Annotated in this window: 2 protein-coding genes and 3 pseudogenes; 3 read left to right on the top strand and 2 right to left on the bottom strand. The window is 39.8% G+C overall.

The window, feature by feature from the left end; all coding sequences use genetic code 11:
- Together ACFIKY_RS08600 and ACFIKY_RS08595 are read right to left on the bottom strand one after the other, a co-directional pair.
- The coding region (locus tag ACFIKY_RS08600) for an autotransporter outer membrane beta-barrel domain-containing protein (RefSeq protein WP_375661706.1) at positions 1-4,541 on the bottom strand (4,541 nt) is incomplete at its 3' end.
- Positions 4,542-5,384: 843 nt separating this feature from the next.
- A pseudogene (locus tag ACFIKY_RS08595) lies at positions 5,385-5,580 on the bottom strand (transcriptional regulator); the annotation flags it as partial.
- On the opposite strand from ACFIKY_RS08595, the pseudogene ACFIKY_RS08590 reads away from it, so the two are divergent.
- From ACFIKY_RS08590 to ACFIKY_RS08580, 3 genes and pseudogenes are all read left to right on the top strand, one after another.
- Positions 5,577-6,324: pseudogene (locus ACFIKY_RS08590) on the top strand (phage tail sheath family protein); the annotation flags it as partial. The pseudogenes ACFIKY_RS08595 and ACFIKY_RS08590 sit on opposite strands and share 4 nt — an antisense overlap.
- Positions 6,325-6,394: 70 nt before the next feature.
- Positions 6,395-6,703: a hypothetical protein gene (locus tag ACFIKY_RS08585; RefSeq protein ID WP_375656197.1), complete on the top strand. Its 309-nt coding sequence runs from the start codon at positions 6,395-6,397 to the stop codon at positions 6,701-6,703.
- Between the two features lie 30 nt (positions 6,704-6,733).
- Positions 6,734-6,840: pseudogene (locus tag ACFIKY_RS08580) on the top strand (phage tail protein); the annotation flags it as partial.

Genomic DNA, 6,840 nt, shown 5'->3' with positions numbered 1-6,840 from the left:
TAACGAATATCAGCACCATAACCGTATTTGAGAGGTCCGCGTTCAGAAGATAAAGTTCCTGTGCTTCCATAGGTGTAAAGGAAGAAACCAGTTTGTTTTTCCTCTTCTTTTCCTAAGATGGATGTTCTGATATTGGCTAAGAGCGCGTTTTGTTTAGCCATATCTGTTAATCCACTATAGAAGAGAGCATTTGGCATGACCAAATAGCTTGCTGTTTGTGCTACAGGGGCGATCACATCTGAACCATTTCCAAGCAGTTCGGGTTGCAAACGGAAATCCCAGAAATTTTCATTCTTTTCATCAAACAGGTTTTGCGCAATATTGGCTTTGCCTTGGCTTGAATCTGGTCCATAGGCACGTAGTGTATACATATCTGGTAAACCACCTCTTGTGGTATAGCCATTTACAAGTTTGAAAGAGCTTTCTTCTGCTTTTCCAGAAACTTGAATGAGTGAAAGACCACGGATATTGGCAGCAGCAGAGGTATTTGCTTCGACATTGTCATCTTCTAAGCGTCCCGTAACATAAACTGATGTGTTGCCAGAGACATCCCCATTGATCAAAAGTCTATCGGTTTTTTGGTCATTTATTGCAGCACCATCACTCCATTTTGCGTTGAAGTAAATCTTTGCACCACCCGTTGCATTGTAGACTGCTTTTGTGTCTGGTTTACCAGAACCTATATGCAATGTTTGGTAATGCTCTTCTGTTGGTTCGCTAAAAACAATGGAGCTATTATCAAGACTAAGCGTGGAAATATCAGAACGAGATCTTTGAGCAATATCAAGCAGATTGCCATCATTATCTTTTTCGTTTTTGCTGATTTTCAACGTCCATGTTGTATCGTTTTTCAGATCAAAGTGTACATTTCTGTCTTGAGCAATATTCGCTCTGCCCTCTAGAGTAGACTGATCAGCGTTTAATGTGAAGGTGCCGTTGGAGATCGCTTTAACCTCTTTACCATCCCACAAATCTTTATCTTTCCATGACGTTTTGTCCCAAAAAATACCATCTCCTAATAATACGTCCGCATGAACTTCTGATTTTTTAAGATTGACTGTGCCGATTGATGGGGCTGCCGCATCTTCGATGCTTTTTTCAACAAAAGCTCCAACGAGAATACCAGTATCATTTTCAGCATGAATCTCTGCATTGGTCAGATTGATCTCATTGCTATGATATTTTTGTGGGTAATCTGGGCCATTTGGATCATTATCAGAGAAAGTTGCGAATTGTAAACCGGCAACTTCTGCTGTGGCAGAAACATCTGTCAGATCAATATGTCCGCCATTTATTACAACCAGTGCAGCTTTTTTTGCTTCTATTTTGTTTTTCTTCCCATTTGGAGGAGTGTCGGATTGGGTATCTAGACCTTCAGAATTAGTATCAATAGTGCCATTGCTCGTTTTAATTGTACTACCTTCAACAGCAAAAAGACCAGCATCAACATTTTGAATGGTTGTTTTGCCATTTAATTCAACTACACTATCGGGCTCCCAAATGTTTACACCAACGGTTGGTTCTGTGGATTTACCACCGGTTATTGTTAAATCTCCGCTAACGATTTTACCCCCACTATCAGCATAAAGACCTTCATCAACATTTTGAATGGTTGTTTTTCCCGTTAACTGAATTTCACTACCAGAGTCCCCTGTCCATACACCAGATCGTTTTTCATTGGGGTCTTGATCAATTATTTCACCACCGACTACGGTTAAATTTTCACTGGTAATTTTACCACCAAGGATTGCTCCAAGACCGTTCCAAGTATTGTTAATTGTTGTATCGCCATGCAATTCAATTCTGCTATCAGGACCAATGGCCTCTGCACCGGTTCCTTTGCCATCTGTTGTTAAAGCAACATTCGTGGCGTCAATCTGTCCGCCTTTTTCTGCAAATAATGCACTTCGCGCATCCCCTATTGTTGTTACTTTTCCTCCTGCCATTGTGATCTTAGATCCTGAACCATCTGCACGGAGTCCATTACCATTAGATGATGCGACTGTAACATTGTTGTTTAAAGTAATGGTGCTGCCTTCTTTAGCATATACCCCATCAGTTTTTCCATCGAATGATCCTCCAGAGACTGTTATTGTGGAGTGATCATTTGCAAATATGCCTGTGTTTGCTTGAGTGATGGTTACATTGTTTAAAGCCACAGTGCTTTTTTCGGCACTTATTCCCTTATCCATCAATGTGCCATCGTTACCGCTCGATATTGTTACATCTTCCAGCGTGTTTTTATTTTCATCACTTCCGCTAGCGTTGAAAAGAGCACCTATTTGAGAAGCAGAAATAGAACCACCGGTCATCTTGGCTGTCGCTCCATTTTGTACATCAAGGCCGTTTGCAACTTTTTCAATGGTTGTTTTGCCTTTTAATGTAATGACGCTGTTAGCGCCATCGGCTTTTGCGCCAGTTCCAGTGCCATCTGTTGTTGTTAAAGCAACATCTGTGACATCAATCTGTCCGCCTTTTTCTGCAAATAATGCATTTTGTTTCCCAGTTACAGCTCCTCCCGTCTTGGTGATTTTTGCTCCTGAACCTTCTGCATGAAGTCCAGAACCATCAGATGATGTAACCGCAGCTTTTTCGTCTAAATTAATGGTGCTGCCTTCTTTAGCATATACCCCATCATTTTTCCCATCGAATGATCCTCCAGAGACTGTTATTGTGGAGTGATCATTTGCAAATATGCCTGTTTTTGCTTGAGTGACGGTTACATTGTTTAAAGCCACAGTGCTTTTTTCGGCACTTATTCCCTTATCCATTAAGGCGCCATCGTTAGCGCTCGATATGTTTACATTTTCTAGCGTGGTTTCGTTGTTCTTACTACCGTTGAAAGAAGCACCAATTTCAGAAGCTGTAATGGAAGCGCCATCTATCTTGATTGCCGCTCCATTGTTCATTACAAGGCCATTTTTGAATTTTTCAATGATTGTTTTTCCATTTAACTCAATCTTGCTATTAGGTGTGTAGGCTCCTATACCAATACTTGTTCCTTTGGTTGCAGAACCAATGAGTGTTAAATCTTCACTAACGATTGCACCATTTACTGCCATAAGACCATGGTTTGTGGCGTTTTTAATGGTTGTTTTTCCCTTTAACTCAATCTTGCTATTAGAGTCTTGGACGGACACACCAACATTAGATTCTCCAGCTTCATTAAGGGTTATCGTTAAATCTTTGCTAGTAATTGCAGCACCGCCTACTGCCTGAAGCCCGTTAGTAACTTTTTTAATGGTTGTTTTGCCTTTTAATGTAATCATGCTGTCAGCGCCATCGGCTTTTGCACCAGTTCCGCTGCCGTCTGTTGTTGTTAAAGTAACGTCCGTGACATCAATCTGTCCGCCTTTTTCTGCAAATAATGCAGCTTGTTTCCCAGTTACGGTTTCTTTCTCCTTAGTGATCTTAGACCCTGAGCCTTCTGCATGGAGTCCATAACCATCAGTTGATGTAATTTTAGCATCGCCGGTTAAATTAATGGTGCTGCCTTCTTTAGCATATACCCCATCAGTTTTTCCATCGAATGATCCTCCAGAGACTGTTATTGTGGAGTGATCATTTGCAAATATGCCTGTGTTTGCTTGAGTGACGGTTACATTGTTTAAAGTCACAGTGCTTTTTTCGGCATTTATTCCCTTATCCATCAAGGCGCCATCGTTACCGCTCGATATGTTCACATTTTCTAGCGTGGTTTCGTTGTTCTTACTATCGTTGAAAGAAGCACCAATTTCAGAAGCTGTAATGGAAGCGCCATCTATCTTGATTGCCGCTCCATTGTTCATTACAAGGCCATTTTTGAATTTTTCAATGGTTGTTTTTCCATTTAACTCAATCTTGCTATTAGGTGAGTAGGCCCCTATACCAATACTTGTTCCTTGGGTTGCAGCACCAGTTAGTGTTAAATCTTTACTAACGATTGCACCATTTACTGCCATAAGACCATGGTTTGTGGCGTTTTTAATGGTTGTTTTTCCATTTAACTCAATCTTGCTATTAGCATCTTGGACGTACACACCAACATTAGATTCTCCAGCTTCATTAAGGGTTATCGTTAAAGCGTTGCTAGTAATTGCTGCACCGCCTACTGCCCGAAGCCCGTTAGTCATTTTTTCAATGGTTGTTGTACCCGTTAACTCAATCTTGCTACCAGAATCTTGGGCTACTAAACCAATATTGGTTCCATTTATTATTAAATTTTCGCTGGTGATTTTACCGCCTTTTTCTGCAGAAAGTCCGTCCTTAACTTTTTCAATGGTTGTTGTGCCCGTTAACGTAATTTCACTGCCCGAATCTTTCGACGCTACACCAGTGCTGAATTTTTCAGGATCAGGAGAGGTTACTATTAAATTTTCACCCTTGATTGCGCCACCATTTGTTGCTTCAATTGCATCATAGGAACTGCCTGAAGTGGCAGTCGTTATTGTACCTTTTGCATCATTTTTAAGAACATTGTTAGCAGCATATGCGTTGAAATGGGTGCCAAACAGCGTAACAGTCATAGCCGCTGTACAGAGTAACAGAGATTTTTTATACATTTAGATATTTTCCTTAACTTATAAGCCCCACGCATTCCGCCCCCGCTTATAAGAAGGATATCAAATGAATGGTTTTCTACTTTGAGACAAATAGATTATTTTTATTTTTGTGTAAAGTATAATTATAAATTTTATAATAAAATACGTAATGTTTTTACTGTAAATCTATTTTATTATTCATTATGAATAAAAATAAAACTAAATTATAAATAAAAATTATTTTATAATATTAAAAATTAAAATATTTAAATCACTAATTTATTAAAAATTTATAAAATAATATGAAGATATTAAAATTTATTTGTAATTTTTTATTGTATATCATAGTGTTATTATTGTGCATTATTTAGAGATAAACTTTATTGAATTATCACAAGAAAGAAAATAATGGAGAAGATATTAAAAAAGAAACCAGAAAAGAGGAAATGAGCAATAAAGAATAGCAGTATCTATGCTGCTGTGAATATACAAAAAAGAAAGCTTGTCGTTTGACAGGAGTTTTTTAAGTGGGAATAGGTGAGATTGGGTGGGAATTTATGATTTTTTTATGACTAATTTTCACCATTAAATGCACATTTTATCAAAATGGATTTTTACATCTAAAAATGAGAAAAATCTGTGATTCAATGGAAAAAATAGGAAAAGGCTTTGAGGATTAAAAAAACTCTGTGGAAGCCTAGAAAACCGCCTTTGAAGACCCTTTGAAAAAAATCTATAAATTGTGAAGTTCGCTCCCAAATCAGCCCAAAAAGCGAAAAAAGATATGATATTTTAAAAACAAATTGTTATTAAAAATCTTAATGTAAGGAGAAAGGCACCTTCATTTTCCATTTTTAATGATGGTTAGGTTGGATTTGTGTCGTTCTTGAGTGTTTTTTTAACCTCTATTTGATGTTTTAAATGCAATTTTAAAAAGAGGCAAGGTAAGCTCTATTTCTTCACTGTCGTTGATGTCTTGAATAAGCTCTTGTAACTTTTTATAAAGCTCCGCCGCGAGTTCCGCTATATCTTCAGGGGGAAATTTAATTGTTGCATTTTTGTTATTTGATTGATCCCTTTGTACGGGTGGCAAATGGTGATGGGGGTTGGAGTGTTAAACCCGCAAGTCCTTTTGCTGCCGCCATGTTTATCAAACGTGATAAGCAAAGGGGCGGTGTTTTTTGGTCTCCCTCCAACCAAGATGTGCATGGCATTTTAGGCACGGCGCGCCCGATTAGCTATTTTGATGGCGAAATCGATCATGAGGCAAATCGCCTCAACCAAGCCGATATTGCGACCTTTATTCCAGCACGGCTTAGCCAAAATGCGCATTTAAATAATTCTGGGGGACAAATAGCTGCCAATGGACGTATTTTATGGGGAAATCATACCACCTCCAGTGATCCATTCTGGCGTTTTGTCAATGTGGTGCGCACCCGTGCAGCGTTGAAAAAACTATCACTAACAGTTTTAGCCCTTGGGCTAATGACGAGAATCTGACTGCTCACTATGTCATTGCTATTACCCGCTCTCTCACGCAGTTTCTTGATGATCTTATTGCGCGGGGTGCACTGCTGGGGGGCGGGTTTGGTTTGATCGCGATTTAAATTCCAACAGTATTTTACAATTAGGACAGTTTCGGGTGGAGTTTGATGCAGAAGAAGTGCCACCTTTAGGAGATTTAAGGTTCAGTAGCCGGCGCAATAGCGCTTATTTTGATCGGTTGGCGCAAGATATCCAAAAGAAAATGACTTATCAATTTGGTGATACGCTTGAAACTTATCGCAAAGCAGCAAGGAGTTAGAGCATGACTTTACGCATTGTACGCGGTTTTACCCTGATTGTTGATGGTTTTATGGGCACCTATCACAAAATTGAGCGATTTTTTTAAATCTTTGCCTCATCGCATTAAGGGGTGGATTGGGTCCATTAATTTAAGAGAGTTTTTGCCAAGTTTTTTGGGAGGCACAACAGCCATTCAACCGATTGCACAATTTGCGGGGGCGGGGCATGCCAATTACTCTGTGAGAGAACAAAGAGGCAAAGAGCGCTCCCCCATCACCCACAATCAAAATGTCACGGTGCATGTCAATGGCGCCCGTGATCCTGTTGTCACTGGTCGTGCGGTTGCCCACGCCATTCAACGGGCACGCGCTAATGCGCTGCATGGCGGGACAGAATGAGGGGAGGGAGGCAATGAGGGGAGGGAACCTATGAGAGATCCTTTGATGATGTTAGGACCACATCAATTTTATGTGGACTGGCTGAATTTCCAATCCTTTGAAGAAGAGTTTTCTGCCTCATGGGTTTGTATGGAGCG

Origin of the sequence: Bartonella sp. CR127HXZ, from assembly GCF_042194555.1 — a bacterium.
In the GTDB taxonomy this organism is placed as follows: domain Bacteria; phylum Pseudomonadota; class Alphaproteobacteria; order Rhizobiales; family Rhizobiaceae; genus Bartonella; species Bartonella grahamii.
The sequence above is the reverse complement of the archived record's forward strand: the minus strand, read 5'-3'. Positions and strand labels throughout refer to the sequence as shown.